The following is a 26961-nucleotide window of genomic DNA, read 5'->3' as shown; positions in this document are numbered from 1 at the left end:
TCATCGCGGAAGCGCGCGAGATCCTGCGCAACCAGACCCTGCCGGTGCTCAACGCGTCGGTACGCATCGTCCACAAGGAGGATGTGGCGCTGAATTATGCGCCGGAGCCGGCCTATTCGCTGGTGCTCTACATCAATCAGCCGACAAACGCTGACGGCAATGCCAGGATGCGGGCGCTGACAAGGGCGCTGATCGACGTGACGATCAAGCATGGCGGGCGTTTTTTCCTGCCCTACCAGCTCCACTACACAGGCAAGGAGCTGCTTGCCTCCTATCCGGAACTGCCGTCCTTCCTGGCGAAGAAGCTGCAATACGATCCGGGCGAGCTGTTTTCGTCGATTTTTTATCGCGCCGTCAAGGCACTGATCGGCACGGCCTGAAGCGGCGGCTACAAACCGTCAGGCAGCTTCGCCGCCAGCCAGTTCGCCGAACGCCTGGCGATGCCGATCGTTGCCGATGCGGCGCGGCCGAGATCGGTCTTGACCACGGCGTAGCCGGCCTTCGTGCGGTAGACCACGGCGCGGCCGCCATCGACCGCCGCTTCATAGGCGACCGGCCGGACGGCTTCCGTTTCCGTCGCCGTGGCCTGCGTTCCGACCGCAGCACTGGGCCGATGGCTCAGTTCCGGTGGCAGCGGGTCTGTCGCGGCCGTACTGGCCGTCGTCAATTCAGGCTCGGAAGCGGTCGCAGCGAGCTGCGATGACGAAGACGAGTTCTGTATCCGGCAGATGCCGGAGACCAGCGGATAGTCGAAATTGCGCTCGTGCAGCATCTGGCTTTTCATCGCCGCTTCGCATTCGGCGATGGTCGACCATTTGGCGGGCGTCTCGCCGATATATTCGCAAAGCCTGGCGTCGCAATCGCAGCCGACGATGGTCATGGCGACAAGGGCGGTCTTGATCACGGTCGTGTCCCTCCGAGTTGCCTGGCACATGTGCGCAAGACAACGTGTCTACGGCATCATCAATCGTTGCGGAACAAGGCGGGATTTGGCCGCGATTGTGGAATGAGCGTGACGGAGCATCACGCAACGTCCTGCCGAGGCCGACTGTGACCGAAAGGCCTCAGTAATCGTAGACATGCTCGAGCCTGGCGCCCGCCGTCATCAGCGCCGGCAGCACGATGTGCAGCTTGCGCACGGCGACGGTCAGGCCGGTGCGGCGCGTCGAAGGTTGCGCCGGAAGCGGGTAGCTGAACAAGGTGCGTGCACCTTCGGGAACATTGATCTCGTCATTGGAAAGCATGGTGACCATGATCTCGTCATTGCCGCCGATCTCGACGAAGGAGACGCCCTTGCCGATCAGGCGCGGGATCATGTCGGTGAACACCTGATAGCGTCTGGTGACGAAGATCGCGCCGTCGGCGCCGAGATCGCGCTCCAGCAAGGTGTCGGGTTCGTTGCGCGTCACCTCGCCGACCGGACCCTTGGCCCAGACATGAATATCGAGCAAGGCGGGATCGGTGGTGGCGGCGAGCGCCGACTTGATCAGATCGGCATAGCCCTGCTTGATCGTGTCGGCGAGGCCGAAAGCGAGCTTGCGTTCGCTGGTGCGGACGGCGCTGTCGTCCGCTGCCGGCTGGACGGCAAACAGGCCGGCACGCTTTTCGGCATAGGGAAACTGGTACCACGGCACCTGGTCGAGAAAACCGGCATAATCGGCCGCCACCTTGGCCTGGTAGATGTCGACGGCGGTGCGCTTGCCGGCTGTCGCTTCGGTGACGCGGCCGATCGTATTTTCATAGGCCCACTGGATGGCGTGCTCGATCGTGTGGCTGGTGCCGATGACCACCAGCATCTGGTGGTTGTCGAGGTTGAACTTGTAGGTAGAACTGGCGCGGATGACCATCGCATAGTCCTGCCAGAAGCGGCCGATATAGGAGAGATAGGGAAAACCGCTCGGCTGGTTCTTGTCGACGAAGCCGGCATATTCGCGGGCGGCGTAGACGATGGCCCATTCCGGATAGGTAAGAAAGGTCGATTCCTCCGGCCGCTGGTAGCCGGGGATCTCGGCACGGATCTTGTCGGCCAGCGCCTTTGGCGGGGCACCCTCGGCGACGCCCGGCAATGGCGTTGTGTCCAGCGACGGCGTCGTGAGAAAGCCGTAGGCCAGCCCGGCGATCGGGATCAACACGACAATGACGACGAGCCAGAGGATCGCCTTGATGATGCGCTTCAGCCAGCGGAACAGGAACATGGCCGGTCAGGCCGTGGCGAAATGGTCGTACACACGTTTCGACAGCCAGAACCCGACGTAGACGGCGAAGCCGCCGATGACGATGTGCGGCAGGTTGGCGAAGAAGCGGGCCGGGAATTCGATGTCGTTCAGGGAGCGGAAGCCGTTGATGAAAATGCCGCCATCGAGGCAGCCGGAACCGGTGACCAGGCCGAGCACGCCGTCGAACAGATAGACCGAGCCGAACAGCTTGAAATAGAACACCGCCTGGCGGTGCGAGATGAAGGCGGCGGCCAGCGCCCAGACGCCGGAGAAGGCGTGCAGCAAATCGTCGTACCATTGCAGCGAGAACAGGCCGAACAGATTGCCGCCGGCGTCGTTGAAAGCCGGCACATAGCCGATGGCAACAACGCCGAAGAACAGGAAAGCATAGGCAACAGCAAGCTTCTGGATAAGCGTCATGAAATGTCCCCCTGCCGTCAGCCCCTTTAAACGGCCCCCGACGGCAAATGGATAGTAGCTGATTTTGGCGCAGCGTGAAGCGTCGCCGGCAAAATCGTCAGGCGGGGCCACAAAGACAGTCGGCGCCGGGATTTCTCCCAGCGCCTCCCTGTCAGATCAGGACACGGTCGCGGCAGCAACTCCCGAAAGATGTCGCGCCATGCCGGCCTTGATTTTGACGGTCCTGCCAGTCGCCACCCGAGGGCAGCGTCCGTTCCGGACCACGCCGGTCTCCACTCTTGCGAGCTTTGCCCAGCGCGCCATCGAAGGTTTTTGCCGTCCTTCATGGCAGCATCGGTCCGCCGTCGGCGTTCGCACGCTTTCCGCGGCCCCGTAGGTCTCGGCGTCCATCCCTCCAACAAGCAAGCCTGTTCTCGTTCAGGGCCGTACGGGCCTCAGGAAATCCGCCGTTCCGCTTTGCCTTTCGGCGTGGCGATCGGTAGCCGCCTGAGATGGGTTTAACGTACGTCGGATAAGCGTTTGGCGGAACTGCCGCATGCCTGTGGATAGCGGGATTATCGGGGACTGACCCTGCCAAAAATAGCGACTTTCCGATCTCTGCCGCCGCCGGTCGGGATTTGCCGCCTCGATGCCGAAGCCGCATTGTCGGGTAATCGACCCTTGCCCCGCGGCCCTGCGCGGGCTTCAATGCCGGCAAATGATTGGAAGGCGTGTTCGATGGCCTTGGGGAGGCAGGCTTGAAGGTCGCGGTGGTTCTCAATCCGATCGCCGGCGGCGGCAGGCTCAAGCGGCATTGGCCCGAGGTTGCGGCTTCGCTGAAAAGACATTTCGGTGATTTCGAGCTGCGTGAAACGCAGGCCGAGGGGGATGCCGAACGGCTGGCGCTCGACCTTGCCGCCATCGGCTTCGAGCTGGTGATCGCGGCCGGCGGCGACGGCACCGCCAGCGAAGTCGCCGACGGGCTGCTGAAGGCTTTCCGGGAAAGCGGCCGGACAGCCGAACTTGGGCTGCTGCCTTGCGGCACCGGCATCGACTTCGCCCGCGGGCTCGGCCTGTCGAACAATGTCGATCTGACGCTGAAGCGGATTGCCGAGGCCAAGCCGCGCAAGGTCGATGCCGGCTGCATCAGCTATGTCGACGACCATGGCGCACTGGCCAGCCGCCATTTCATCAACATCGCCAGCCTCGGGCTTTCCGGCGCCACCGACCGCGCGGTCAACGCCGACAGGCGCAAGGGCAAGGTTTCGGCCAAGGCACTGTTCTACTGGCGCACGGTCTGGGAATTCCTCCGCTATCGGTTCCAGGAGGTTGCGATCACCATCGACGACGGTGCCCCGGTTGAGGCGCGCATGGCATTGGTGGCGGTGGCCAACGGCAAATTCTTCGGCGGCGGCATGATGATCGCGCCCGACGCCGAGCTTAACGACGGCGAGTTCGACATCGTCATCCTGCGCGCCGCCGGCAAGCTGAAGCTGATCTGGGACATCCGCCTGCTCTATGGCGGGCGGCACCGCAACCATCCTGCGATCACCATCCTGCGCGGCAAGAAAGTGGTTGTCGAGCCGCTCGGCGATCTGCAAAAGAACGCCGCGCTGATCGACATAGACGGCGAATCGCCGGGTCGCATACCAGCAACTTTCGAGATCCTGCCCGGCGCATTGACGCTGAGATATTGAATCAAGGCGTTGAGACTTTGATTCAGTTGACTGCGGCTCTGGTTCCGGCGATCTCTCCAATCGACTGAAATCGATTGATAATCCGGCCAATATCAACTTGCGAGTTTAGCCGGGAAACCGGGTGCGCGCAGGTCGGTGCCGACGGCATCCTCGAGCAGTTTCACGATCATCGTCGACCAGGCGCTGCCGCCATAGGCCTGCTTGCCTTGCCTGAAGATTGCGTCGACGCGCGCGGCAATCTCGAGCGGCACGCCGAATTTTTCACCCATGCCGAGGGCGAAGCCGAGATCCTTCAACGCCAGATCCATGGTGGAGCCGATGTCGTAGGAGCCGTTCAGCACCAGCTGGCTTTCGGTCTCATGGACGAAGCTGTTGCCGGAGGAGGCGACGATGGCGTGATAGGACTGGGCAAGGTCGAGCCCGCCCTTTTTGGCCAGCATCAGCGCTTCGCCGGCGGCGACCAGATGGATGAAGGCCAGCATGTTGGTGATGACCTTGATCACCGCCGCCGAGCCGACCGGACCCATCAGGAACGAGCGCGCGCACATCGCCTCGACGGCAGGGCGGTGGCGCGCATAAAGCGCTGCGTCGCCGCCGACCAGCGCGGTGATCTGTCCGACGGCTGCCAGATGCACGCCGCCGGTGACCGGGCATTCGAGCGTCTCGACGCCTCTTGCCGAGGCGAGGGATGCAAGGCGCACGATCTCGTCTTGGCTAGTGGTCGACATCTCGATCCAACTGCCGCCTGCGGGCAGGCCTTCGAGCAATCCGCCGGGGCCGGCCAGCACCGCCTCGCTGACTTTTGGCGAGGGCAGGCAGGTGATGGCATTGCCGGCGCGGCCAGCGGCATCAGCCGGGCTGTTGGCGGCATCGGCACCAAGCATCACCAGCCGCTCGACGGCCGCCTGGTCGCGGTCGAATACGGTGACGGCAAAGCCGTTGTGGATCAGGTTGGCGGCGAGCTGGCCGCCGAGATGGCCAAGACCGACGAAGGCATAGCTCTGACGCGCGCTCACGGCATCAACGGCGTCTGCAGCATCTGCAAATGCAGGTCCTTGCCGGTCCAGGGATGCGCCTCGCAGACGGCTTCGTCGAGCTCGACGCCGAGGCCTGGCTCCTTCGACGGGATGACGTTGCCGTCCTGCCATTCGATTTTCTTCTTGAGCAGCTTTTCGTGGAAGCCACCCCACTGCTTCAGCGATTCCAGAATGAGGAAGTTGGGCAGCGTTACCGCGAGCTGGATGTTGGCGGCGCCGACGATCGGTCCGCAATAGCAGTGCGGCGCGACCTGGATGTGGTAGGCTTCGGCCATGGCGGCGATCTTCTTGGTTTCGAGAATGCCGCCGGAGCGGCCAAGGTCGGGCTGAAGAATGGTCGCCGCACGGTTTTCGATGACGCGGGCAAATTCGAATTTTGTGGTCAGTCTTTCCCCTGTCGCGATCGGGATCGAAGTGCCCCTTGCGACCTGAGCCATGACCTCGGGCATGTCGGGCGGCACCGGCTCCTCGAACCACAGCGGATCATAGGGCTCGATGGCGCGGGCGAGGCGCAGCGCGCCCGATGCGGTGAACTGGCCGTGCGTACCGAACAGGATGTCGGCTCTTGTGCCGACCGCCTCGCGGATCGCCTTGACCATGCGGGCGGAGAGGTCGATGTCGACGAGGCGCGGCTGGTGGCCGTCGAAGGCGGTGTAGGGGCCGGCTGGGTCGAGCTTGACCGCGTCAAAACCCTGCTCGACATATTCGAGCGCGCAGGCGGCAGCCAGATCGGGATCGTTGTAGACGTTCTTGCCGCGGGCGTCCTCGGAGTGGACGCTGCCGCTGTGCGGGTAGAGGTAGGTATAGGAACGCAGCGTTTCATGCACCTGCCCGCCAAGCAGCTTGTAGACCGGCTTGCCGGCCTCCTTGCCGATAATGTCCCAGCAGGCGATTTCGAGCGCCGAGAAACAGCCCATGCCCGACACGTCGGGGCGCTGGGTGAAGCCGGATGAATAGGCGCGGCGGAAGAAGTTTTCGACGTCGTGCGGATCGCGGCCGACGAGATAGCGCTCTGCCATGTCCTCGACCATTTTTGCGGTGACATGTGCCGAGAAGGTGGCGTTGTAGGCCTCCCCATAGCCGACGACGCCGCCATCGGTGGTGAGCTTGACGAAGATGAAATACTTGCCGCCGATGCCGGGCGGCGGATTGCCGACCACCCAGGTCTTGACGTCGGTGATTTTCATTTTTGATCCTCCAGAACCAGTTCGGCGCCCTTCCATCCGGTCATGATCGCGGCGGCGTTGGTGTTGCCGGTTATGTTGTCGGGAAAGATCGAGGCATCGATGACGCGCAACGCCTGGATGCCGTGTACCTTGAGGCGCGGATCGACGACGGCGTGCGCCGCGTCCGGCCCCATGCGGCAGGTCGAGACCGGGTGATAGACGGTGCCCGAGCGCTTCCTGAAATCCTGAATGAGATCCGCGTCGGAGGTGATCGAGGGACCGGGCAAAACCTCTTCCTCGATGATCTCGGCCATCGCCGGCATCGAGGCGATCTTCCTGACGAATTTCACCGCCGCCAGCATTTCAGCGACGTCCGCCTCGGTCGAAAAGGCATTGGCGACGATTTTGGGATAATCGCGCGGATTGGCGGAACGGATCATGATTTCGCCGCGGCTCGACGGACGGCAATTGGACAGCCCGATGGAAAAGCCCGGCCATGGATCGGGCGTCAGGATCGGGCGTTCGCCGCTCTTCGGAATGACGGTCGAAAACGCCTGGAAATAGAGCTGCATGTTGGGCCGTGCCGTGGCCGGATCGGTGCGGAAGAAGCCGCCGGCATTGTTCATCGACAGCGACAGCGGGCCTAAGCGCAAAAACACGTACTGCATGCCGACCAGCAGCTTGCCCCACCATGGGCGCAGGATCTGGTTGAGCGTGGGCAGCCTGCCCTTGAAGGTGTAGTTGATGCCGACATGGTCCTGCAGGTTTGCCCCGACATTCTCGTTGGCGTGAACGACAGGAATGCCCAGACCAGCAAGAAGCGCCGATGGACCGACACCGGAGAGCTGGAGCAGTTGGGGCGAATTGACCGAGCCGCCGGACAGGATGATCTCGCGGCCGGCGCGGGCGGTCTTTGTCTCGCCATTCTGGAGATACTCGACACCGACGGCGCGCTTGCCCTCGAACAGGATCTTTGTCGCCAGCGCGTTGATCTCGACGCGGACATTTTTGCGCTTCATCGCCGGGCGCAGGAAGGCGCGCGCCGCCGACATGCGGCGGCCGTTCCTGGTGGTGATCTGGTAGACGCCGACGCCTTCCTGCGAGGCGCCATTGAAATCCGGGTTGAGCGGCAGGCCGGCCTGGTTGGCGGCGGCGAGATAGCGCTTGGTGAGCGGATGGACGGAGGTCGAGCAGTCGGTGACATGCAGCGGCCCGCCGACGCCGCGCCATTGGTCGGCGCCGGCCTGATTATCCTCCAGCGCCTTGAAGGCGGGCAGCAGGTCATCGAAGCCCCAGCCGGGATTGCCGGCCGCTGCCCAAGCGTCGAAATCCTCACGCGCGCCCCTGATCCAGACCATGGCGTTGATCGAACTCGAGCCGCCGAGCAGCTTGCCGCGCGGCCAGTGGTCGGCATTGCCGGCCAGGCCGGGATCCGGCTCGGCCTTGTAGTTCCAGTTGACCGCCGGGTCGAAGAAGGTCTTGCCGTAGCCGAGCGGCATCTGCACGTAGAAGCGACGGTCGCTGCCGCCGGCCTCGAGCACCAGCACCGAGAAGCGGCCGGAAGCCGACAATCTTTCGGCCAGGACCGAGCCGGCCGAACCGGAGCCGACGATGATGAAATCATAGGTCTGCATGGTGGATACGGCTGGCTCCGGAATTCGGCTCTAACCTAGGCTTGGGCGCGACGCAGCGTCGCCGGGTCTTCCGGCATCCGTTGTGAAAAAAGCGACCGGGGATATTCAGTCTGAATGTCAACCTGTCGCCTGCTGCCCGAGTTCAGTCGCGTTCGCGCCCATCCGGGTCGAACAGGGCCGCCGCCTCATTGGCTTCTTCCAGCAGGAAGGTGAACACGCTTGAGTAGGACTTGGTCGAACCGGACAGAGGATCATCACTCTCCCAGCGAAAGATCCCCCCGTCCGGATTCATGCCAATTAAATCGTCATTGTCCCCGAGTGAACCAATAAAGAGAACATCGTCTGGTGCGTTGCCTGGCCGTCTCTGTACATTCGGTTCCAGTATGGAGAAGGGTTGTTGACCCGCCTCCACTAAATTTGTGCGTGACCAGCTACGTCGCAGCCCATAGACGCTTATATAATTCGCAAACAGACCTATCCCGTTGTGGAGCATGAGAAAGCAACGGAAATTATCTGGGAGTCGACGCGAAATTTCAGACTCCATCTGCCCAATTCCGATGGCGCCAAGTGGTGCGTACAGCTGATGCAAATACGCTTGAGGCGCTCGATGCGGGGTATGGCCAATCCACTCGGTTCCATCCGGATAGGTCTTGTATCCGAGGCGTTTCCATTTATCGACCAATGCTCGGATTTCTCTGTATGCACGAGCGTCTTCTTCGCTTGACCATTCTTCCTGCTTAGGCATTTCCTTAATAGGCTCCATTTACCCAGTTCGACGGGTCCGTAGGGTCTAACCTGTCGAACGCATCCATCGCATCGAAAACTTTACCAAGTGGCTCTAGCGACCGGCCGGAAGCCGACAATCTTTCGGCCATGACCAAGCCGGCCGAACCGGAGCCGACGATGATGAAATCATAGGTCTGCATGGCGGCTGCGGTCGGCTCCGGAATTCGGCCTCTAACCTAGGCTTGGGCGCGGCGCGGCGTCGCCGGGTCTTCCGGCATCCGATGTGAAAAAAGCGACTGGCGCGATGCTCGGAGTTTTCATCCAGCGGTGATTAGCCGTCCAGTCTTCGTTTGGTCAATTCGACTTGATAGACGCTTCGCGGATGTCGATTGCGTCGCCATATGTTGAGAGATGTAACCAGCGCCAAATACCCGAATATTGCAAGCAGGCCCCACAAAATTCCAAGCACATTGATCGAGACAAAAATAACCACAAATCCAACTGCAGCCACGGTGTAATATAAGACCGAGGCCCAGACATACTTATCCATTTGAGAGCTACTCATCTATCAGTCCTGGTTAGACGATTCGGTTCATCCGTTGTCGAGAATCTGCGGCCGATCGGCGATCTGACACTCAGGACGCTGGCCATGCCTTCGCTGTGCTTTGTCGACAAGCCGTCCAACCATTACAGGCGATGATCGGCAATCTACCTGAAATCATAGCGCACGATCGGGCGGGCCGGCGTCCTGCGAGCGACGACCCTGAACCCGGCGCGCGCGAAGGTGGAGGCATATCCGCTGCCGGAAGCGCTCGGCGATACGTCCGCGTCGAAAGGATAGGCTTCGAGCGCAGGAGCATTTGCGCGCCTCGCGAGTTCCAGTGCCTCTGCTATCAGCTGGAATGTTACGCCCCGCCTGCGGTATCGTTTTCGCACGTACAGGCAGGACAAGGACCAGACCGGCGCATCATCCACACGCTTGAGCTGCCACAGCCGATCGAGCCAGGGCAGGGCATCTCGCGGCGTCACCCGGCACCACCCGACAGCCGTATCGCCGTCGAAGGCGAGGATGCCTGGAGGCGGACCATGCTGGACGGCTTGCCGGAACGCTGCCTTGTTTTCCTCGCCGGGCCGCTTTCGATAAGAACGGCCGATCCGCCCGTACATACACCAACAGCGACTGCAGACGGCGCTCTCACCTGTCGTGCTCCAGCTCAGCGCAGAAAGCCAAGCACGGCCTCCATGAACTCGGCGGGGTACTCGACGTTCGACAAGTGAACCGCGGGCAGAACAACCAGTTTCGCGCCGGGCACCGTCGCCGCGATCAGCTCGCTATGGCTGGCGGCTGTCACAGTGTCGTGCCGGCCGGCGATCACCAGCGTTGGCCTGGAAATCAGCGCTATGGTTCGGCGAAGGTCCGCATCGCGAACCGCCGCGAACAAACCAGCCAAGCCTTGCCGGTCGATAGCCAGCAGCATGGCGCGAAATTCTTCGATGACGGGCCCGTTGGCCGCCAGCATTTTTTCAGGGAACCAGTTGCCCAGGAACATCTCGGCGGTTTCGGACATATCTGGCGCCTGCAGCACGGCGGCAATCCGCTCGTCAAACTGCTTTGCCGGTCCGAGGTAGGATGAGGTGTTGCTCAGGATCAATCGTTCGATCCGCTCGGGCGCGTGGATGCCGAGCCACTGCCCGACGAAGCCGCCCAACGACAGACCAAGGAAGTGTACGCGTTCAATGGCTAGGGCATCGAGCAGCTCGATCACGTCGCGGCCAAGCCGGTCGAGCGAATAAGCGCCGGCCGGAACGCTCGACCCTCCATGACCGCGAAAATCATAGCGCAGAACACGGAAATGCTTCGACAGCTCGTTGACCTGCATGTCCCACATCCGCAGTGTGGTGGCGATGGAATTCGACAGCATCAGCACGGGTTTCCCGGCGTCGCCGTCGATGCGGTAGGCGATGCGGGTACCATCGCCGACGGTCACGAAATCCAGCTCATTCATGGTGAATACACCTTCCTTCTTGGAGCGTTGAATGTGGCAAAGCCTAGCTGCGGCGCGCTTTTGATGATATTACAAAGATAGGACTATCTCTGTAACAGAAGCTGACATGGCCGAATTCACCCTGCACGACCTGCAATGCTTCGATGCCGTGGTCCGCTGCGGCGGCTTTCAGCCTGCGGCGGCCATGCTGCATCGCTCGCACCCGGCGGTGTTCGCAGCCGTTGCAAAGCTGGAGCGGCACCTCGATCTCGTTCTCCTGGATCGCAGCGGCTATCGCGTGCGCCCCACCGAGGCAGGGCTGTCGTTCCATCGCAGGGCACAATCGCTGCTGCGCGAGCTCGAGGGCTTGCGGCTTCATGCTGCTCAGCTGTCAATGGGCGAAGAAAGCGAGATCCATGTGGTGATCGGCGACCTTTGCCCGCGCCCGCAGGCATTGGGCATGCTCGGACGGTTCTTCGCCCAGTGTCCGGGCACACGCCTGCATCTGCACTTCGAGGCGGTGGGCGGCCCGTGGGAGCGCCTCTTCGATGACGAAGCCGATTTGATCCTGCACTGGATCGACAAGAGCGATCCGCGGGTGGAATGGATCGATCTGTGCAAGGTGCCCTTCGTCCCAGTAGTGGCGTCGGGCTTTCTGCCGGAGCGCATCAAGCACCCCATCACGCCGGATCAGATGCACGCGTTCACCCAATGTGTCATGCGCGACACGGCCCGCCATTCACCGCAACAAGACTACTTCATGATCGAGGGTGCGCCTCAATGCATGGTGGCCGATCAGGGCATGAAGAAGGAAATCATCCTGCAAGGCCTCGGATGGGGCCACATGCCCCGCTTCCTGATTGAGGAGGAACTGCGCGACGGACGCCTGCAATCCGTCGCCGGCCGTCATCTGCCAGGCCGCACCGAGGAGTTGGTGGTGGCGCGCCGCCGCGACCGGCCGCACGGGCCGATCTCGAACCGTCTGTGGGATTATATCGAGCAAGAGGCGCCGACGTTGCGCCGAGCGCTCGAACCCCGGCAACCTGTCCAGTAGGCGAAGCCAGGGCTCGGCGAGGCCGTTTAGCGGACGGCCGAACCAGCAGCCTTACCCGCTTAATTCGATTGCTGCATAAGCTGCAGCAGTGAACTGCATCCCATCGCTATTCCCGCTGTTTATGAGGCGGATTATTGATGTCGCAAGGAGTTGGCCATGAACCGCGCCGACCCCCGCCCAAGAGTGGTCCGAGCGGTCGGCATCCGCCCCGGCAGCGACGACGTAGTCTGGGACTAGCTTCATCTGCAATTCGAAGGACAAGACCATGAATATCGACCGTCGAACGTTCGGCATCGGCACCTTTAGTGCTGGTGCCCTGCTACTTTCCCCGATCAGCCTCTTTGGGAGCAACGCTGCGGCTATCGCCGCCCGGTCTCCGGCTTCGCTTGCGAGCGCCCACAGGTTCATGCTCGGCGACCTCGAGATCACAGCACTGAGCGACGGCTACCTCAATCTCGGCCTCGAACTCTTCCCTTCCGCAGATACGGCTGCCGCCGAAGCGCTGCTGGCAAAGGCATTCCTGCCAAAACCACTCCCGACCTCGGTCAATGCTTACCTTGTCACCAAAGGCGACAGACGGGTGCTGATCGATACCGGCACGGCATCGGCGATGGGGCCTATACTGGGACATATACCCGAGGCGCTCCCGCCGCTGGCGTCAGGCCGGAAGAAATCGACACGGTAATCATCACCCACCTCCATCCCGACCATGCCAACGGCCTTGTCGGTATCGGCGGCAAGGCCGCCTTTCCGGCAGCGGAGGTCGTGGTTGCCGCGCCGGAATTCGCTTTCTGGCACGATGACGGGATCCTATCCAAGGCGCCCGACCAGATGAAGCCATACTTCGAAATAGCGCGCAAATCGCTGGTGCCTTACCATGGCAAGGTCCGGAAGATCGAAGGCGAAGTCGAGATCGCGCCCGGGATCAGGGCATTGCCTGCGCCCGGACACACGCCGGGGCATCTCGCGCTTCGAATTGGCTCTGGTGACGCCAACCTGCTGCTCTTCACTGACGTAATCCACGCCTCCGCGCTGCAATTTGCGCATCCGGAATGGGCAATCGCCTTCGACGTGGACCAGCAGGCCGCAATCGCCACACGCAAGAAGGTGCTCGACATGGTGTCGGCGGATGGCCTGCTCGTCGCAGGCATGCACCTGCCCTTTCCAGGCATCGGTCATGTTATTCGCGAGGGCAACGCCTATGCCTACGTCCCGACGCCCTGGCCCGCTTTGTGAAGCACGCCTATTGGTAAGCTTTCTTACCTCGGCCATGGAATGCAATCCTGCTGGTGCGCTCGTCTAGCTCCGCACAGCATCTTTTCAATACTGTCGACCGATAGCCGAACCTCAGGCCGCGACCTGTTCAGTGGCGCGTTGACCTGTCCGTGCCATGACGATACGGGATCGGGACAATCGGCTTCGAGAGGATTGGCCAAATGGTGCATTACGCGGACGGGCGGCCGATCGGCGATCTGACGCTGCGCACGCTGGCCATGCCTTCCGACGCCAATGCGGCAGGCGACATTTTTGGCGGCTGGGTGATGGCGCAGATGGATCTCGCCTGCGGCATCCGCGCCGCCGAGCGCGCCAAGGGCCGCGTGGTGACGGCGGCGGTGAAGGAAATGTCCTTCGCCAAGCCGATGAAGATCGGCGACACGCTGTGCATCTATACGCATGTCGAACGCGTCGGCCGCACCTCGATGACGCTCAAGGTCGAGGCCTGGGCGCAGCGCTATCTCTCCGACCTGATGGAGAAGGTCACCCATGCCGACTTCGTCATGGTGGCGCTGGACGGCGAAGGCAAGCCGAAGGCGGTTCCGGCCGAAGGCTGACCCGGCCTGATTCCAGAAGACGGATTTAAACAGCCGTCTCTCCCGCGCGGGGGATGCGGACAGCGATCCCGCGTGGTCTTTGGCTAACGGGTTCCCGCATGCGCGCCTGCAGCGCGACCGACGGGATCTTGGGAGGAAAGACAATGCGTCAACACATGCTGAACGCTGCCCTGGCGGGTGCGTTTGCAGCCTTGCTCTGCCTGTCGTCCGCAAGCGCTTTTGCCGAGGTCAAAAAAGGCGATCCAGGCGCCACCTGCACGTCGGAAAACCGCACCATCAACGGGCAGGCGGCCAAGTGCGAGATCTGCTCGGCGACGAAATGCGACACCAGCGGCACGACGGTGAGCAATTGCCGCAAGGAGACGACCACGACCTGCACAATTGGCGGCAGGGTGGTCAGTCCCAACCCGAAATGGAACCGGATCGAGAAGCTGCCGAAGAGCAAGATGCAGTTACAGCAGTAGCGCTCATCCGAGGCTCCCCGACAGGTTCAAACCCTTGCAGCGCAAGGGTTCAGCTGTGCATGGCGTCGAACTTCTCGCGCGCAGCCTTGACGCGCTGGGTGTTCTTGCGCGCCCATTCGCCGAGCGCATCGACCGGCACCAGCAGTTCGTAGCCAAGATCGGTCAATTCGTAGTCGACCCGCGGCGGGATGGTCGGGAACACGGTGCGGGTGACGAAGCCGTCGCGCTCGAGCCCGCGCAAGGTCGTGGTCAGCATCTTTTGCGAAATGCCGCCGACGGCGCTGCGCAACTCGTTGAAACGCAGCGGCCCGTTGCCAAGCTTGCCGACCACGAGCACCGTCCATTTGTCGCCGACGCGCTGCAGGATTTCCGAGATGGCGCGGCAGTCCTCGGTGCGGTGCGGGTGCCTTGGTAACAAAAAAGTGCCTCCTTGCACATTGAGCGGCCAGTTACTCATATAGCTCAGGTATCTAAACGATACCAGTATTCCCGTAAGGAGAGCCCCCTCTATGTCAAAACCCAAAATCGCCATCATCATTGGTTCAACCCGCGCGGCCCGCTTTGCCGACGTCCCGACCCAATGGATTGCCAAGATAGCCAAGTCGCACGCCGACATCGACGTTGAAGTCGTCGACCTGCGCGATTTCCCGCTGCCGTTCTTCGATGAGGTCGCATCCTCCGCCTGGGTGCCGTCGCAGAACGAAGTGGCGCAGCGCTGGCAAAAGAAGGTCGCCGGATTCGACGGCTTCATCTTCACCGCCGCGGAATACAATCATGGCCCGACGGCCGTGCTGAAGAACGCCATCGACTACGCCGCCAACGAGTGGAACAAGAAGCCGGCCGGCTTCGTCGGCTATGGCAGCGTCGGTGGCGCGCGCGCGGTCGAGCAGCTGAGGCTGCATGCGGTCGAGTTGCAGATGGCGCCGGTGAAGTCCGCCGTACACATCGCCTGGGCCGATTTCCTTGCCGTCAAGCAAGGCGACAAGAAGCTCGATGAGTTCGAGCACCTCAACCAGGCGGCAACCGCGCTGGTCAACGACATTGCATGGTGGGCCAGGGTGCTGAAGACGGCGCGTCAGGCCGATGCCGTCGCCGAGGAAGTCAAGGCGGCCTGAGCACAGGTTCGAGCAGTCCTCCCAAGGATTAATTCTCCCAAGCGTTGGGGCGGCGCACGCGCCGCCCCTTTTGTTTACACGGCATGGGCGTCCTGCGCTTGCCGTGGTCTGATGATGCAATCGGCAAGGCGGTCCATCTCATTCAGCTCGTCGGCGTGATGCTGGCCCCACTGGCAAAGTGCCAGCAGGATCGGCTCGAGGCTGAGGCCGAGCCGCGTCGCCGAATATTCGACGCGCGAAGGTATCTCGGCAAAGATCTCGCGGCGGACGAGGCCGTGCTCTTCCATTTCGCGAAGCTGCTGGATCAGCACTTTCTGGGTGATATCGGGCATCAGCGCCTGCAGCGCCGACAGCCGCCGGGGCGCGTCGAAGAGATGGTACAGGATGACCGCCTTCCAGCGCCCCGAAATCACTTTCAGCGCGCGCTCCGCCGGCAGCATCGGCAGTCTCTTGATCGGCTTGGCCATGGTCACCTCCCGGTCAGCAGCGGACAAATTGGTGTGTAGTCGAAGCCAGGCAGATAGTGGCAAACAGCGGCCGATGCCAACAGCTATCGGTGCATGCGATGAGAGCCATTCAACTGAGCCGCTTCGGCGGGCCCGACGTTCTCGACATAGTCACGGTGCCGAAGCCTGAGCCGCAAGCCGGCGAGGTCCTGGTCCGCGTTCATGCGGCCGGGGTGAATTTCTTCGAAGTGCTGATGCGCGCGGATCGCTATGCGGTGACGCCGCAACTGCCGATGATCCCTGGCGTCGAGGCCGCCGGGATCGTGGAGGCGCTTGGGCAGGGGGTGGACGCTTCCTTGCTCGGCACGCGCGTCGCCGCGCCGTTGTTCGCCTCGAGCCGCCCGTTTGGCGGCTATGCCGAGTATGTGACGATCGACGCAAGCCTGGCCGTGCCCTTGCCGGATTCGCTCTCGTTCGAAAACGCGACGGCATTGATGGTGCAAGGACTGACGGCATTGTATCTATCGCGGCAAAGCCCGCCGGCCGGCAGATCGGTGCTGGTCGCCGCTGCCGCGGGCGGCGTCGGTTCGTTGCTCGTCCAGCTTGCCAAGCGCGCCGGCGCGAGCCGTGTCATCGCGGCAGCCGGCAGCAAGGCCAAGCTCGACCTTGCTTTGTCGCTGGGAGCCGATGCTGCCGTCGACTACAGCAACACGGATTGGCCGGTGCACGTCCGGGCAGCCACAGACGGCGCCGGCGTCGACATCATCTACGACATTGTCGGCGGCCCGCTGACGGCGGTTGCGCTGGAGGCTCTGGCACCTCGCGGAGAGTTGGTGTTTGCAGCACTTGGCAGATACGCGCTCGGCGCCCCGGAGATGGAGGCGATGATCGGCCGCAACCAGTCGCTGAAGGGTTTTGCCCTGCTGCCGTTGCTGTCTACGGACGGGCTCCGTGACGGCCTTTTGGAGCTTTTCGGTCTGGCCGCTGGTGGTCAGCTTGTGGTGACCAAAGGTGGCCGCTTCCCGCTCGACCAGGCCAGCCAGGCGCATCGCCTGCTGGAGGAGCGCAGCGCGACCGGCAAGGTCGTCTTGATACCTTAGTAGGTGCTCCGCAAGGATCCGGGGTTGTGCCGTACAGGCCGTCAGCGAACCCGCTAGAACGGATTTGGCAGCAGGAACAGCTTCTCCGCATGCCCCCCGAACAGGTCGGATGGCTGGTCACCGACATTGGCAATTATCGTGTAGCCGGCCTTTTCGATTTCGGCCCTTATGGGTGCCTTGAAATCTGCGGCGGAGCCGTATTTGGCCCCAGGCTGGACCATGTAAAGGTGCTCGTAGCCGGCATAGCCGGCCGACTGCAGGTTCTGTTCGGTTGCCTGACGCTGGTCCTCCGGACGTCCGGTGATGAAGAACACCGCGACTTTCGCCGTTCGCGCCTGCCGGAAAACCTCCAGCACGGCGTCGATGGCCGGATCCTTCGCAAGCTGATCCCAGGCGGCCCAGCCACAGGGACCATCGATTGCGATGTCGCAGGCGCCGCCGATCGGGCGGCCGAAATTGTCACGTGTGATCACTTCCCAGTTGGCCAAAGCCGTCTCGTCGATATCGAGCACCAGTGCGGGGCGAGGCACCTCCATTGCGCGCTTGATGACCCAGTCGCCTGCCTGCTTCGCCACAGCGGCAAGGTCGCGGTCATAGTCGCCGGAATCATGATAATTGGCAGCCGCCAGCATCGCATCGCCGACATTGGCTGGCTGGGACGGGCTTGTGAGAAGGAGCGAGTCGGAACGTGCCGGCGCAGGAACATTTGTGCCAATCATCAGCACGATTGCCCCGGCACGCGCAATTCTATTCCAACCAATCGCCCGCATCACGAGACTTTGCTGTCACGAGAAGTCGGCTGTCAAGCGAGGTCTTCCAAAGGTAGTGTCTCAGTTTGAAATTTGAAATATGCGAAAGCGCCTATCCCGGTTTGCTCGCCTAGGCGAAACCGCCTATGTGCTCAGCGGAAAGCATGGAAGGCACCCAATGTCAGATCCGATTCAGTTGCTACCATTCGCCTTGTTGACAGTCCTCACAGCAATCCCCGCGTGGGTGCTGTTTGGGCGACTAAGAATGTCTCGGGCGTGGGTGCTTCTCTCTGTGGTCCCGTTGGGAATGATAATCATTCTCTGGGTCGTCGCGTATAAGCGCTGGCCAATTCAGGAGGCAGCAATTGCCCACCGGACCTAAAGGCCAGAAGCGCCCCGCCGATGTGATCGGCAACGCCGTCCGCGTCATGCGCATGCAAGACTCCTGCGAGGAAGTCGTGCTTCGGTGGCCAGGCACGCCGCCACCGCCTGACTACGATGGACCGTCGTCTTAATTTCAAACTGAGACACTACCCTTCCACAGGTCCTCGAGACCGCGACGCTGAATTGGACATTCCAGATGCCGAATGTCTCTATGGGTTGCTGCACGCTACACGATTTCCGCCGTCGCGGTCTTTGCCTCCAAACAGGTGACGCACCGCCGGAACCGCCGGTCGAAATGCGTCACCCGAAAATCATGGCCGTCACGCGCTTTGCCGTGCCCTACGCCGCCTGAACGATCTCGACCAGTTCAACGTCGAACACGAGATCGCGCCCGGCCAACGGATGATTGCCGTCGAGCTTGACGCTGGTGTCGTCCACGCCGACGACTGTTACCGGCATCGGGCGCCCTTCCGGGGTTCTGACCTGCAGTCGAGCGCCGATATCGACATTGATGTTGTCTGGTACGCGGGCGCGGTCGACGGTCATGACCGCTTCGGGGCGGTGGGGGCCATAGGCGGCGTCGGCGGGAATGGTGACGGTGCTTTTCGCGCCCACCTCCATACCCTCGACATGGGTTTCGAGACCGGCGATCACTTGTCCTTCACCCAACGTGAATTGCAGCGGTTCGTTGCCGGAAGAATCGAACTGAGTGCCGTCAGCCAGGCGGCCATTGTAATTGATGCGCACGGTGTCGCCATTCTTGGCCTGTGTCATGATAGCCATCCTTTGAAAGTTTCGAGGGGCCGGCCAGAGCTCACGGTCCCGTCCTCGATCATCCACACACTTAGGTGCGCGGCGCGAAACGCTAAAACTAGGGACCTGGCTGCCGATGTAAACCCCGATTGCGCGACGCCGGCATGACCCGCCGGCGTTCGTCGCCTTCGGCAGCAGTGCACCGGTCTAGCAGTCATGCCGGCTCAGCCCATCCAGGCGGCGTGCAAATGGCGGCTAGATCAGGTTATGGCCGCCATCGATGCGGATCGTCTCGCCGGTCGTGAAGTCGCTTTCCATGAGGTAGAGGTAGGCGGCGGCGACGTCCGCAGCGGTCGGAATTTTTCTCGATGGCAACCGGGCAGCCATGTCGGCAAAGAAGCTGGATTTGGCTTCTCCAACAATGTCCCACATCGGTGTATCGACCCATCCGGGCGACACGACATTGACGCGCGTCGGGGCCAGTTCGAGCGCCAGGGCGCGGGCGAAGTAGCTGAATGAACCGGCAATCGCGGAGACGACCGAGCCTCCCGGCACCGGCGGCCGATCCTTATTTATTCCCGAGGTGAAGGTCATCGAGCCGCCGGCTTTCAGGGTGCGCACAGCATGCTTGGAGAGCATGACAGCGCCAATCAGCTTGTTATCGACGAAGCCTCGCACAGCCTCCATGTCGGTACTGCCGATCGGATCGCCGGGCGGCAGTGTTCCGGCGGTCGATACGAGGTGATCGAAGGGACCGACCTCGTCGAACAGGCGAGCGACGTCCGCTTCGTCGGTCATGTCGGCGACCACGCTGGTCACGCGGCCCGCATTGAGCGTCCGTTCGGCAGCCAGCAGTTTCTCGGGCGAGCGTCCGACGATCACGACCTTCGCTCCGCCGTTGAGAGCAGCTTCCGCGACGCCGAGACCGATGCCGGAACTACCGCCGACGACGATGACTTTCCTGTCCACGAGCGATGTCATGAGGGTTCTCCGTTCGTTGCGATTGCGGTGAGGGTCAGGCCTTGCCGGCATAGGCGGCTTCGAGGTCGGCGATGATGATCTTGCGCATCCCGTACATCGCCTGCCGGACGCGGTTGGCCTTTTCGCGATCCGGATCGGCACTGAGCCGCGGCAGGATTTCCGGGATGACCTGCCAGTAGACGCCGTATCTGTCGGTGAGCCAGCCGCAGGGTTGTGCCTTGCCGCCGCCGGCGGTGAGCGCCTCATAGTAGTAGTCGGTCTCGGCCTGGTCCCTGGTCTCGATGTAAAGCGAGAGCCGCTCGTTGAAGGGCGGCTGCGGCCCGGCATTGAGCGCAGTAAGGTGCAGTCCTTCGAGCTCGAAATCGAAGGTGGCATGCGGGACCGTCTTGTTGGTTCCGGACACCCAGTCGGTGTATTCGATGGTCTGGAGCGCTTTGCTGTTCTTGAAGACCGAGAGATAGAAATCGCGGGCTTGCTCCGCGTCGGTGTTGAACCAGAGGAATGGGTGGATGGTGGCCATGTCCGTTCTCCATTAATTCCTTGCGACAGCGATCTTTGGCGAAGAGCCTGTCCGCTGTTGCTTTCGTTCAGGCTAGCGGTGGTCCGACGGCCGATAGACCGAACCGTCCCAGTCGCGGGCAAACCCGAGGTCTTCGAGCCGGCGGGTCGAGAAGCGTGCAATCTGCCGCCCGGTCCGGCGCCGGCGGCTCGAGGCGAGGATGCGGCCGGCCATGCCGGTCAGGACGTCGACGATGGGTTCAACTCGTTTGGCGTTCATGGTGCTCTCCCAGAGTGGCGGCAGTTTTGGTTTCAGCAGTTGCCCCGCGACTTTCGTCAGCGAGAGTATCAGTCACATCAAACTCGCCTTTTGCAGCGGCGGTGAATGACTGATTACGCGAGCAAATATGCCGGCTTCTGGCCTGGACGACAAACGACTTATCGGCGACAATGTGTGAGCATCACTCACACGTATAGGTATCGATCCATGCCCCGGAAGCTGCCTCCCCTCACCACCTTGCCAAGTTTCGAGGCCGCGGCGCGCCTGTTGAGTTTCTCCAAGGCGGCAGAGGAACTTCATGTCACCCACGGTGCGATCAGCCGGGCGATCAAGAATCTTGAGGATCAGCTCGGTGTGCAGCTGTTCGAGCGCGGTACGCGTTCGGTGAGTCTGACAGCCGTTGGCGAGCCCTATGCGCGGGCGGTGCGCGAGGCGCTCGCGCAGTTGGCCACCGCCACCGCTGCAGCAACAGCCCGCTATTCGAGCTCGACATTGAACGTCAGCACCTCCGATGGCTTCGCGGGGAGATGGCTGGTGCCGCGCCTCTATCGCTTTCACCGTGCGCATGGCGACGTCGATGTGCGGGTTTCGACAAGCGGGAAGCTGACCAACTTCCTCGGCGACGGCATCGATGTCGCCGTCCGTTATGGCAACGGAAACTATCCGGGGCTCACGTCGGAGTTCCTCACCGGCGAGGAGGTGTTTCCAGTGTGCAGCCCAAAGCTTCTTGAGGGTGCACATCCGCTCCGCACGCCTCAGGACCTCAAACACCACACGCTGATCCGCGACAGCTTTCCGATCGACTGGGCGACCTGGCTAGCAAGCGCCGGGGTCGAGGGCGTGGACCCGCAGAGTGGGATTACCTTTGACTCTGCCACCTTTGCCATGGAGTCGGCCGCACAAGGCGAGGGGGTGGTGCTCGGCCGGACCATGCTCGTTGCGGCCGACCTTGCCGCCGGGCGACTCGTCCGCCCCTTCGGCCACGCCCTGAAATCCCCCTCCAGCTTCTATTTCGTCTACCCGCCAGAGGCGATCCGTCAGCGCAAAGTCAAGGCTTTTCGGGATTGGCTGCTCTCAGAAGTCACGCCGCAAATGGACTGACGGGAAGGCCGAGAGAACAGGATCGTCTACATCGAGTGGTTACTATCCGCTCGCCCGAAACGCGGTGACGATCCAGGCACGCGAGTTGAAAAGCACACCGTCCGCGGTCAAATGCGCGTCGAGCAGATCGCGCAACCGCCGCAGCGCCGCGTCGACATCCACATCCGCGCGGGCGAGCGGATCCTTGACCAGTTGCAGGCCAAGCAAAGCGTCATAGGCCGCATCGACATCCTGGCCGTAGAAGACCGGCTCATGCACTTCGGCAAAGTCGACCGAAACAAAACCGGATGCACGCAAGATTTCCGCGGTGATGGCGGGGTCGCCAAGCGAAAACGGGGTGGCGGCGCCCCTCGATATGGCGGTCCCCGGCGCAATTGCCCGCTGAATGGCAGTTGCCCATTCGTTACGGTCCTGGCATTGCCATACCATCCACACAAGACGTGCCCCTGGTCGCATCGCCCGGGCGATATTGGCGAACGCCGCCGCCGGATCGGCAAAGAACATCACTCCAAATCGACTAATGCACAGATCGAAGCGGGCAGGCGGAAATACCAGCAATTGCGCATCGCCGCGCTCAAAGGCGACGTTTCGCAATCCCTCTTTCGCGCTACACTTCCGGGCGATCTCGAGCATCTGCGCCGATACGTCCACGCCGAGCACGCTGCCTTCCACCGCGACACGGGCAGCATCACGAGAGGATTGTCCCGAACCGCATCCGATATCGAGCACGCGATCGCGCGTTCCCACCTTGACCGCAGCCCTGAAGACCTCGTTGTGCCGTCGCAGTTCGGCGTCGTAAAACGCAGCGCAGTTCAGCACCATCGCACGCCTGCCTGGAGATGATAGGCCGGCAGCATTTCCGGCCGCTCTGCCCTGATCTTTTCGCGTCGGGCCACCCCCGAACTGTCAGCCGCGCCGCGCCGCCTCGATCGCTGCAACGTCGATTTTCTTCATCTCCATCATCGCCTCGAATGCGCGCTTTGCTTCATCGCCGCCGGCGGCCATCGCTTCGGTCAGCACGCGCGGCGTGATTTGCCAGGAGATGCCCCATTTGTCCTTGCACCAGCCGCAGGCACTTTCCTGGCCGCCATTGCCGACGATGGCGTTCCAATAGCGGTCGGTCTCCTGCTGATCGTCGGTGGCGATCTGGAAGGAGAAGGCTTCGTTGTGTTTAAACGCGGGCCCGCCATTGAGGCCGAGACAGGGGATGCCGGCGACCGTGAACTCGACCGTCAGCACGTCGCCTGCCTTGCCGGACGGGTAGTCGCTGGGAGCGCGGTGGACGGATTTCACCGAACTGTCGGGAAAAATCTCGGAATAGAAGCGGGCCGCAGCCTCGGCGTCCTTGTCGTACCAAAGGCAGATCGTGTTCTTGGCGATTGTCATTGCTGGTCCCTTTGCTTTCGAAATCAATCTGGGCTTTTGAAATCAACCCGGGTTTTTCACAGCTGGCCTCGGCGTTGCACCGGACATGGAAATGCGCTCGTGCCATCGACGTTCCGACAGCAGCAGCTGCCCGGAATAAGGTACCACGGCTGGTGCTTTCAGGACCAGATGCGGGCAGTGACTCGAACCGGCGATCGTCCGCCTGGTCCGACTGGCGGCCTCACTCTTTGCGTAGGGCAGCGCCGCTTTGCTCAAGGTCGCGCTGGCTTTCCGTTGGCGCGCCGTTGCCTCAGAAGGCGCATGAGCAAGTTCCGTCTGTCCTTGCGCGGGACGAGTTCGATATCGCTGACAAGTTTTGCCCCGCCCTTGTGCCGCTCCAATGTGATCTTGCGGCTGTGGAAGGCCTCCAGCTCGGCGCGGTGCGCTACGCTTATGATGGTGACCTTCGGCAATTCGCGAATAATCATCTCCATCATCTTGTCCTGGCTCTTCTCATCGAGTGCCGACGTTGCCTCGTCCAGCACGATGATATCGGGGCGGTGCAGCAGAAGACGCGCGAAGGCGAGGCGCTGCTTTTCGCCACCCGACAAGATCTGGTCCCATGGCGCGTCCTCCTCGATCCGGTCGTTGAGGTAGTCGAGTCCCACCTTGTCGAGGGCAGCCTTGATCTTATCCAGCGTCCAGTTGTCGGCGGCGCCTGGATAGGCGACAGCGCGGCGAAGCGTCCCGGTCGGGATGTAGGGCCGTTGCGGCAACATAAACAACCGTCTGTCGGCGCGGATGTTGACGCTGCCGCTACCCCATGGCCACAGACCCGCGACGGCCCGCACCAGCGTACTCTTGCCCGAGCCGGATTCGCCGGCGACGAGCACCCGCTCGCCTGGTTCGATCACGACCTCGGTTTCCTTGACCACGGCGGTGCCGTCGTCGAGCGACACGGAGAGATTGTTCAGGCTGAGCATCGCATCGCCGCCGGTCTCGCCGCGCTTTATGCGTCCCAGCGTGTTGCTCTGTTCCGCCCGCTCGAGCCCGTCGAGCGACATCATCAGCGAGGCGATGCGCCGTGCACAGGCGTTCCAATCGGCGAGACGGGGATAGTTGTCGACCAGCCATCCGAACGCGCCCTGCACGATGGCAAAGGCCGAGGCAGCCTGCATGACCTGTCCAAGTGTCATGCTGCCTTCGAGGAACTTTGGAGCGCAAAGCAAGACCGGCACGACAGGCGCAAACAGGCTCGACCCCTGAGACACCAGCGCCGTGCGCATGTGCTGACCTGCAAGGAGCGCCCATTGCCTGAGCACATGGGCAAATGTCTTGTCCACGCCGCTGCGCTCCTCCTCCTCGCCGCCGAGCAATGCGATGCTCTCGCCGTTTTCCCGCACGCGCGTCAGCGTGTAGCGGAACTCGGCTTCCGCCTGATTTTTTCCCTCGGAGAGGTGGACGAAATGGCGGCCAATGACCGCCATCGAAGTGGACGTGATCGCGGAATAGAGCACTGCGGTGATGACCAGGAAGCCGGGAACGGTGACGGTCGAACCTGCAATCGTCAGGGTCAGGGCGCCGCCGATCGTCCAGAGCACCACGATGAAGGTCGAGGCCGACAGAAATGCGACGATGACACCGGCGATGAAATCGACGGGCGATTCGGTGGCAATCCGCAAATCCTCGGCGATGCGGGCTTCGGGGTTGCTATGATCGCCGCCGACGAGGTTCAGCTGATAGTAGCGGCCGCTTGCGAGCCAGCGCGCGATGACCGCGGTGGTGAGCCAGGAACGCCAGCGGCGCTGTATCCTCATGCGAAAGAAGACTTGCGCCACCACAAGGCTGGCGCTTCCGAGCACGAGTGGCAGGAATACGGCGCTCAGCCAATATACGGTGTGGGCATTGCGTTGCTCAATGGCGTCGAAAATTGCGCGATTCCAGACATTGATCCCATACTGGAAGCCGACATTGGCGACGATCAGGACCAACAGCCCGATCGTCAACGGCCAGGCGACCTTGTCGCCACTGCCGCCCCAGTAACCGCGCGCGCTGATCCAGAAGCGCTTGAGCAGGTATCTCTTGCGCGCCCGCTCGGCCTCTTCAGGTGTCAGCTCAGGATCGGGTTCGGTGACATCCGGCGGCGGCGCGGGCTCGCCGACGACCTCGGACGCGACTTCGACAGGCGATTGTTTCTCGTGGCGCGACTTCTCGGCATCGCGCGATTGGGCGCCGTCAACCGATTTCAGCTTAAATTTAGCCTCGGGCATCCGGCGATAACGGCTTAAAAATCAGAAGGTTTCATAGCGTCCGCTCGAGATCCCAGATGCCAACAACGCCAAGGCTTCTCAGCTGTTCCGGTGCTCGCAGCAGCCTATGGTCGTTCTCGATGACAGGCTTTGATCGTTGCGGGGCAGACCGCCGAGCGTCGGCTGCGGGTCAGTCTGCAACAAAGCATCACCTGCTGCGATCTCGACAATTCGCTTCAGGCTCTCAAGATTTGTCCGCATGCTGCATTCGAAGAGGCTGGACGCAAGCGGCGCGAGAAGTGCCATCGGCCGAGTCAACAGGATCGAGGAGGAGAGGTCATCTCGATTGCGATTGCGAGCATCTGCTGCCCAGCCGGACCGCGCCAGCCCCGAATTCCGGAACAAGGGTGCGATTTTGCCGTTGAGCCAGAAACCGGAAGCGACCCGCATGTCCGAATTGCCGAATGAAGAGATCGAAGGGCGGCTGAACGCCCAGCGCGAGACTCTGGCGCTGGTCGTTGCGCTGCTTGCCAGCAAGGATACGGCACCCGAGCGAATATGGGCCGAACTGGAGGCCCGTTTTCAGTTTCAGAACAGTCAGGAGGACCCTGGCGTCCTGCCAAGCCGCGCATTCGCCATCGAAGCTGCGAAGATGCGGGAGTTCAAGCTGATCGCCGAAGAGGCGCAGGCGCGCAATGCGGAATGGAACGGCAGGGACAAGCCACAGGGCGCCAGCTGAAACCCCGGAGAGTGGATGCAGGACCGGCTATTTTACGATGACTGAGCAAGCGTCAGCTTTGCTGCAAAAGTGTACGTGCCAGCTCTTGCCATTCCTCGTCAAGCGTTAAGGTCGACGGCGCCGCGTTGCTGCGGCGATACCAATATTCCGCATTCGACTGGTCGCCTTCCTTGCGGTGGAGATAGGCATGCACGTGCATGCCCGCCGTATCGTCGCGCTGCTGCGCGCACTCGTGCGCCTTAGCCCAATCGCCCTTTGCATCCCACCACAGCGCCTCCAGGGCAGGGCTCAAGCCGGCTGGCGGCTGTGGTTTTGCAATCGAATCCCTGAAGGCTTGCAGATCCATTTTTCCACCATAGTGACGTACAGGGCGCCGATAATACCCGCACCGGCAGCCGACTGGTAGCGTACTTTGGGCGGGACGACCGGAATGAGAGGACGTCCGATAACCGCACGGCCAGACGGTTGATTCGATGACGTGCATGAAATAGTGCGCACCACAACACCATGACGCCTGAGACAGCGAGGATGAGCCGATGACAGCCCCCGCGAAGCCGCGCCAATTCTACCACGGCACCCGGGCCGATCTTAAGCCGGGAGACCTGATCGAAGCCGGCTACAGCTCCAATTACGGCGTGCGAAAGCAAGCAGCCTGGGTCTATCTAACCGGCACTCTGGATGCGGCTATCTGGGGTGCAGAACTGGCCGCCGGTGACGGACGCGAAAGGATCTACATCGTGGAACCAACCGGCCCGATCATGGACGACCCCAATCTTACGGACAAGAAATTTCCCGGCAATCCGACGCAGTCCTATCGCTGCCGCGAGCCGCTCAGGATCACCGGCGAGGTCACCGAGTGGCAGGGCCACTCGCCCGAGCGGCTGAAAGAGATGAAGGACCATCTCGAACGGCTGAAGGCACAAGGCATCGAGGCAATCGATTGATCGCTGAGTCCTGCGATTGCCAAGCTTGGCTCTGACTTGCGGTCGGC

General features: G+C 62.1%; 33 protein-coding genes. 11 read left to right on the top strand and 22 right to left on the bottom strand.

Annotated elements, in window-relative coordinates; all coding sequences use genetic code 11:
- Positions 1–388: 388 nt before the first annotated feature.
- The 3 genes from NKI97_RS22090 to NKI97_RS22080 form a co-directional block, all read right to left on the bottom strand.
- Positions 389–904, bottom strand: coding sequence for a hypothetical protein (locus tag NKI97_RS22090; RefSeq protein WP_352836590.1), 516 nt, complete (start codon positions 902–904; stop codon positions 389–391).
- Between the two features lie 160 nt (positions 905–1064).
- Positions 1065–2195: a hypothetical protein gene (locus tag NKI97_RS22085; protein WP_352836587.1), complete on the bottom strand. Its 1131-nt coding sequence runs from the start codon at positions 2193–2195 to the stop codon at positions 1065–1067.
- Between the two features lie 6 nt (positions 2196–2201).
- On the bottom strand, positions 2202–2636 hold the full coding sequence (locus NKI97_RS22080; protein ID WP_023719157.1) for a DUF4383 domain-containing protein: 435 nt from the start codon (positions 2634–2636) through the stop codon (positions 2202–2204).
- 737 nt (positions 2637–3373) lie between these two features.
- Between NKI97_RS22080 and NKI97_RS22075 the strand changes: the two genes are divergently transcribed.
- Positions 3374–4312, top strand: a complete 939-nt coding sequence (locus tag NKI97_RS22075; protein ID WP_352683501.1) for a diacylglycerol/lipid kinase family protein — start codon at positions 3374–3376, stop codon at positions 4310–4312.
- A gap of 92 nt (positions 4313–4404) precedes the next feature.
- Here the strand turns inward: NKI97_RS22075 and NKI97_RS22070 are convergent, their stop codons facing one another.
- From NKI97_RS22070 to NKI97_RS22040, 7 genes are all read right to left on the bottom strand, one after another.
- Positions 4405–5328: an NAD(P)-dependent oxidoreductase gene (locus NKI97_RS22070; RefSeq protein WP_352836584.1), complete on the bottom strand. Its 924-nt coding sequence runs from the start codon at positions 5326–5328 to the stop codon at positions 4405–4407.
- Positions 5325–6536, bottom strand: a complete 1212-nt coding sequence (locus NKI97_RS22065) for a mandelate racemase/muconate lactonizing enzyme family protein (RefSeq protein ID WP_352836582.1) — start codon at positions 6534–6536, stop codon at positions 5325–5327. Before NKI97_RS22065 ends, NKI97_RS22070 begins: the two co-directional genes overlap by 4 nt.
- Positions 6533–8149 (bottom strand): GMC family oxidoreductase, encoded by a 1617-nt coding sequence (locus NKI97_RS22060; RefSeq protein WP_352836580.1) that lies wholly within the window; start codon positions 8147–8149, stop codon positions 6533–6535. The genes NKI97_RS22065 and NKI97_RS22060 overlap by 4 nt, the downstream gene beginning before the upstream one ends.
- A gap of 142 nt (positions 8150–8291) precedes the next feature.
- On the bottom strand, positions 8292–8894 hold the full coding sequence (locus NKI97_RS22055) for an SMI1/KNR4 family protein (RefSeq protein ID WP_352836577.1): 603 nt from the start codon (positions 8892–8894) through the stop codon (positions 8292–8294).
- A 4-nt stretch (positions 8895–8898) separates the two neighbouring features.
- Positions 8899–9075, bottom strand: a complete 177-nt coding sequence (locus tag NKI97_RS22050) for a hypothetical protein (protein WP_352450472.1) — start codon at positions 9073–9075, stop codon at positions 8899–8901.
- Between the two features lie 508 nt (positions 9076–9583).
- Complete coding sequence (locus NKI97_RS22045) at positions 9584–10042, bottom strand: GNAT family N-acetyltransferase (protein ID WP_352450471.1); 459 nt, start codon at positions 10040–10042, stop codon at positions 9584–9586.
- A 47-nt stretch (positions 10043–10089) separates the two neighbouring features.
- Complete coding sequence (locus tag NKI97_RS22040) at positions 10090–10881, bottom strand: alpha/beta fold hydrolase (RefSeq protein ID WP_352450470.1); 792 nt, start codon at positions 10879–10881, stop codon at positions 10090–10092.
- Positions 10882–10987: 106 nt separating this feature from the next.
- Between NKI97_RS22040 and NKI97_RS22035 the strand changes: the two genes are divergently transcribed.
- From NKI97_RS22035 to NKI97_RS22015, 5 genes are all read left to right on the top strand, one after another.
- Complete coding sequence (locus tag NKI97_RS22035) at positions 10988–11914, top strand: LysR family transcriptional regulator (protein ID WP_352450469.1); 927 nt, start codon at positions 10988–10990, stop codon at positions 11912–11914.
- 265 nt (positions 11915–12179) lie between these two features.
- The gene (locus NKI97_RS22030) at positions 12180–12599 is read left to right on the top strand and encodes an MBL fold metallo-hydrolase (protein ID WP_352836574.1); all 420 of its coding nucleotides are present in this window, start codon (positions 12180–12182) and stop codon (positions 12597–12599) included.
- The gene (locus tag NKI97_RS22025) at positions 12518–13150 is read left to right on the top strand and encodes an MBL fold metallo-hydrolase (protein WP_352836651.1); all 633 of its coding nucleotides are present in this window, start codon (positions 12518–12520) and stop codon (positions 13148–13150) included. The genes NKI97_RS22030 and NKI97_RS22025 overlap by 82 nt, the downstream gene beginning before the upstream one ends.
- A 200-nt stretch (positions 13151–13350) precedes the next feature.
- The gene (locus tag NKI97_RS22020; protein ID WP_023678380.1) at positions 13351–13746 is read left to right on the top strand and encodes an acyl-CoA thioesterase; all 396 of its coding nucleotides are present in this window, start codon (positions 13351–13353) and stop codon (positions 13744–13746) included.
- A 143-nt stretch (positions 13747–13889) separates the two neighbouring features.
- Complete coding sequence (locus NKI97_RS22015; protein WP_352450467.1) at positions 13890–14210, top strand: hypothetical protein; 321 nt, start codon at positions 13890–13892, stop codon at positions 14208–14210.
- A gap of 49 nt (positions 14211–14259) precedes the next feature.
- On the opposite strand, the gene NKI97_RS22010 is transcribed toward NKI97_RS22015, so the two are convergent.
- Positions 14260–14628: a winged helix-turn-helix transcriptional regulator gene (locus NKI97_RS22010; protein ID WP_352450465.1), complete on the bottom strand. Its 369-nt coding sequence runs from the start codon at positions 14626–14628 to the stop codon at positions 14260–14262.
- Between the two features lie 91 nt (positions 14629–14719).
- On the opposite strand from NKI97_RS22010, the gene NKI97_RS22005 reads away from it, so the two are divergent.
- Positions 14720–15325, top strand: coding sequence for an NADPH-dependent FMN reductase (locus NKI97_RS22005; protein ID WP_023678377.1), 606 nt, complete (start codon positions 14720–14722; stop codon positions 15323–15325).
- Positions 15326–15399: 74 nt separating this feature from the next.
- On the opposite strand, the gene NKI97_RS22000 is transcribed toward NKI97_RS22005, so the two are convergent.
- On the bottom strand, positions 15400–15792 hold the full coding sequence (locus tag NKI97_RS22000; RefSeq protein ID WP_352450464.1) for a winged helix-turn-helix transcriptional regulator: 393 nt from the start codon (positions 15790–15792) through the stop codon (positions 15400–15402).
- 98 nt (positions 15793–15890) lie between these two features.
- Here NKI97_RS22000 and NKI97_RS21995 point away from each other — a divergent pair, with 98 nt between their 5' ends.
- The gene (locus NKI97_RS21995; RefSeq protein ID WP_352450463.1) at positions 15891–16871 is read left to right on the top strand and encodes a quinone oxidoreductase family protein; all 981 of its coding nucleotides are present in this window, start codon (positions 15891–15893) and stop codon (positions 16869–16871) included.
- Between the two features lie 53 nt (positions 16872–16924).
- Here the strand turns inward: NKI97_RS21995 and NKI97_RS21990 are convergent, their stop codons facing one another.
- The 5 genes from NKI97_RS21990 to NKI97_RS21970 form a co-directional block, all read right to left on the bottom strand.
- Positions 16925–17590: an HAD family acid phosphatase gene (locus NKI97_RS21990; protein ID WP_352836571.1), complete on the bottom strand. Its 666-nt coding sequence runs from the start codon at positions 17588–17590 to the stop codon at positions 16925–16927.
- Between the two features lie 753 nt (positions 17591–18343).
- Positions 18344–18778, bottom strand: a complete 435-nt coding sequence (locus tag NKI97_RS21985; protein ID WP_352450461.1) for an FKBP-type peptidyl-prolyl cis-trans isomerase — start codon at positions 18776–18778, stop codon at positions 18344–18346.
- A gap of 234 nt (positions 18779–19012) precedes the next feature.
- Positions 19013–19738 (bottom strand): SDR family oxidoreductase, encoded by a 726-nt coding sequence (locus tag NKI97_RS21980; protein ID WP_352586823.1) that lies wholly within the window; start codon positions 19736–19738, stop codon positions 19013–19015.
- Positions 19739–19772: 34 nt separating this feature from the next.
- On the bottom strand, positions 19773–20258 hold the full coding sequence (locus tag NKI97_RS21975) for a VOC family protein (RefSeq protein ID WP_352450460.1): 486 nt from the start codon (positions 20256–20258) through the stop codon (positions 19773–19775).
- A gap of 72 nt (positions 20259–20330) precedes the next feature.
- Complete coding sequence (locus NKI97_RS21970; RefSeq protein ID WP_352836567.1) at positions 20331–20516, bottom strand: DUF1127 domain-containing protein; 186 nt, start codon at positions 20514–20516, stop codon at positions 20331–20333.
- Positions 20517–20723: 207 nt separating this feature from the next.
- Here NKI97_RS21970 and gcvA point away from each other — a divergent pair, with 207 nt between their 5' ends.
- On the top strand, positions 20724–21617 hold the full coding sequence (gcvA, locus tag NKI97_RS21965) for a transcriptional regulator GcvA (protein WP_352450458.1): 894 nt from the start codon (positions 20724–20726) through the stop codon (positions 21615–21617).
- A gap of 42 nt (positions 21618–21659) precedes the next feature.
- Here the strand turns inward: gcvA and NKI97_RS21960 are convergent, their stop codons facing one another.
- From NKI97_RS21960 to NKI97_RS21945, 4 genes are all read right to left on the bottom strand, one after another.
- The gene (locus NKI97_RS21960; protein WP_352836564.1) at positions 21660–22439 is read right to left on the bottom strand and encodes a class I SAM-dependent methyltransferase; all 780 of its coding nucleotides are present in this window, start codon (positions 22437–22439) and stop codon (positions 21660–21662) included.
- An 84-nt stretch (positions 22440–22523) separates the two neighbouring features.
- Positions 22524–22997: a VOC family protein gene (locus NKI97_RS21955; protein ID WP_352450557.1), complete on the bottom strand. Its 474-nt coding sequence runs from the start codon at positions 22995–22997 to the stop codon at positions 22524–22526.
- 257 nt (positions 22998–23254) lie between these two features.
- Positions 23255–25252, bottom strand: coding sequence for an ABC transporter ATP-binding protein/permease (locus NKI97_RS21950; protein ID WP_352743225.1), 1998 nt, complete (start codon positions 25250–25252; stop codon positions 23255–23257).
- Positions 25253–25330: 78 nt separating this feature from the next.
- Positions 25331–25681, bottom strand: coding sequence for a hypothetical protein (locus NKI97_RS21945; protein ID WP_352450455.1), 351 nt, complete (start codon positions 25679–25681; stop codon positions 25331–25333).
- Between NKI97_RS21945 and NKI97_RS21940 the strand changes: the two genes are divergently transcribed.
- Complete coding sequence (locus tag NKI97_RS21940; RefSeq protein WP_352450454.1) at positions 25680–25970, top strand: hypothetical protein; 291 nt, start codon at positions 25680–25682, stop codon at positions 25968–25970. The two genes, NKI97_RS21945 and NKI97_RS21940, sit on opposite strands and share 2 nt — an antisense overlap.
- A 52-nt stretch (positions 25971–26022) precedes the next feature.
- Here NKI97_RS21940 and NKI97_RS21935 read toward each other — a convergent pair whose 3' ends face one another.
- On the bottom strand, positions 26023–26316 hold the full coding sequence (locus tag NKI97_RS21935) for a hypothetical protein (protein WP_352743223.1): 294 nt from the start codon (positions 26314–26316) through the stop codon (positions 26023–26025).
- Positions 26317–26506: 190 nt separating this feature from the next.
- Here NKI97_RS21935 and arr point away from each other — a divergent pair, with 190 nt between their 5' ends.
- Positions 26507–26914, top strand: coding sequence for an NAD(+)--rifampin ADP-ribosyltransferase (gene arr / locus NKI97_RS21930; RefSeq protein ID WP_352450452.1), 408 nt, complete (start codon positions 26507–26509; stop codon positions 26912–26914).
- The last annotated feature ends 47 nt before the right edge of the window (positions 26915–26961 follow it).

The organism is Mesorhizobium sp. M0296 (assembly GCF_040321675.1).
GTDB lineage: Bacteria > Pseudomonadota > Alphaproteobacteria > Rhizobiales > Rhizobiaceae > Mesorhizobium.
This window is presented reverse-complemented; position numbering and strand designations above follow the sequence as displayed.